This is a genomic window from Sulfuricurvum sp. (genome assembly GCF_049305995.1).
Taxonomy (GTDB): Bacteria; Campylobacterota; Campylobacteria; order Campylobacterales; family Sulfurimonadaceae; genus Sulfuricurvum.
This window is the reverse complement of record NZ_JBAQPS010000087.1, coordinates 1-1,901: the sequence shown is the minus strand read 5'-3', so window position 1 is coordinate 1,901 and position 1,901 is coordinate 1. Positions and strand designations below refer to the sequence as shown.

Genomic DNA, 1,901 nt, shown 5'->3' with positions numbered 1-1,901 from the left:
TCAAAAGTTGCTCTACTTTCGTCTCCATTGAATCGCTTATTTTACTAAAATAATAAACGACAGAATCTTCAGGTTTAAGTAGATGTTGTTTAGTTGCAACTCGAATCGCATTAAGGAAATGATCACTATGAGATTCTACGATGATTTGCACACCATTAGCAACTGCTATGGCACACAACCTTGCTATTTTGGATTGTCCTGCGGGATGAAGATGTGATTCTGGATTTTCAATGATAAGTAAATCACCCTGTTTTGATTTTAATATTGCCACTATAATTGGCAATACATAAGTAATCCCAAAACCTACATTTAAAGGGCTATACTCATTAGTCGTATTTTCTCCATAGATATATCGATAAGACAAACTTGCTTGATGTGTATCTAAATGTTTTTTGGGAAGCACTTCTATTCCATTACTTATTTCACTAAGCCAAAATGATACATTATCTAAAAGCCTATCAGTTTTGGCATTTTCATGTTTTAATGCTTTAATTTTTAAAGACTCATGTCTGTTTTCATCTAAGTAATGAGCTGTATATTCACCTTTTGAGCCTATAAGATTTTTTCTAATATGTCGCTCAGATAGTTCATAGGTTCTATTAGGTTGAATTCTATCAGTATGAAGGTATTGAAAATCATCGGCAAATAAATTTATTACATTTGATATAGGAATTGGGCATGTAGTACTCAACGATAAATTATTATAATTTATAGTAAATAGCAAAGTATTTATTGATATATTTATATCTTCATCATATACTTCTTGATTAAATATATCTTTTTTATCACCAAGATGAATATATTCACCCTCCAAAGACAATGGTTGATTTTTTGTATCTTCAACAAGCTTTATAATATGTGTTCGCAAGGGCTCTGAATGTTCTTTCATGGAAGACATCATCATACCATTAGTAACGATTTGATTAATTAATTCTCGATTTTCTTTTAACAACAATAATGATTGAATAAATGTTGATTTTCCACTACTATTAATTCCAGTGATAAGTGTAAGACCTCTTAACTCTATTTCAATATCTCTTAGTGATTTAAAATTTTTAATTTGAACTTTCTCAATTTTCATTTAAAACCTCTTTAATCAACTCATTCATAATTTTAAACCGCATTTCTACAGCACCTCTACCACTTGTACCTTTGGTAATGGCATTAGTAAATTCACTTTGTTCATCTTTTAAAAGTTCTAAAAACTTATTTAAAAACAAGAATTTTCTTTCTAAAAATTTCTCTTTATCTTCAATATTACTCAAACTAACCGTAATTACATCAAATAAAGAACGATTAAGCGATTTAGTTTTATGATCATCAGCAATTGAACGACTAAATCGATGTCCTTCTCCCAAAACCTTTTCAGAAAACTCAAGTGTCTCTAAAAACTCTTGTTTAAGATTTTTCAAAAGAACCTCATCTTTTATCTTATCCAACTTATCCATACTATCATCCAAAAATTCGCCCATATTATTAAAGGTAAACTCTTTGTAAGTAGGGAGTTTAAAAGCGATAAATCTCAACACTAGTTCTCTATCAGACATACGACTTGATTTAAGACCTACAATAGTTTTAAAAACTTTATCCTCAGCAATATCTTTAAGAAACTGTACACCATTTCCTCCCTGATTAAGTGCTTGCCGTATCTCTTGTGCATTAAGAACAAGCCCGCCTGTATTAATACGATGAAAGATCGAATAGCGCACTTTTTTGGGAGTTTGTGCTTCTATTTGATAGGTTATCAGTTGTGTATCCTCAATTACTCTTTTAAGATTTCTATCTAAATCATCATAACTTTTGCCGTTTAGTTCACTTAAAAATTCTAATTTTTGAAGTTTTAATTTTTTGTCAACCATAAATTTTTTAATACTTGAAAGTCTTTGAAGGCCATCTACAAC

At 30.0% G+C, this 1,901-nt stretch carries 2 protein-coding genes; both read right to left on the bottom strand.

Annotated elements, in window-relative coordinates; genetic code table 11:
• Positions 1–1,081, bottom strand: a 1,081-nt coding sequence (locus tag WA010_RS02985; RefSeq protein WP_422555693.1) for an AAA family ATPase, incomplete at its 3' end; no start/stop codon positions are given.
• Positions 1,071–1,901, bottom strand: an 831-nt coding sequence (locus WA010_RS02980) for a GmrSD restriction endonuclease domain-containing protein (RefSeq protein WP_422555692.1), incomplete at its 5' end; no start/stop codon positions are given. The genes WA010_RS02980 and WA010_RS02985, both read right to left, overlap by 11 nt.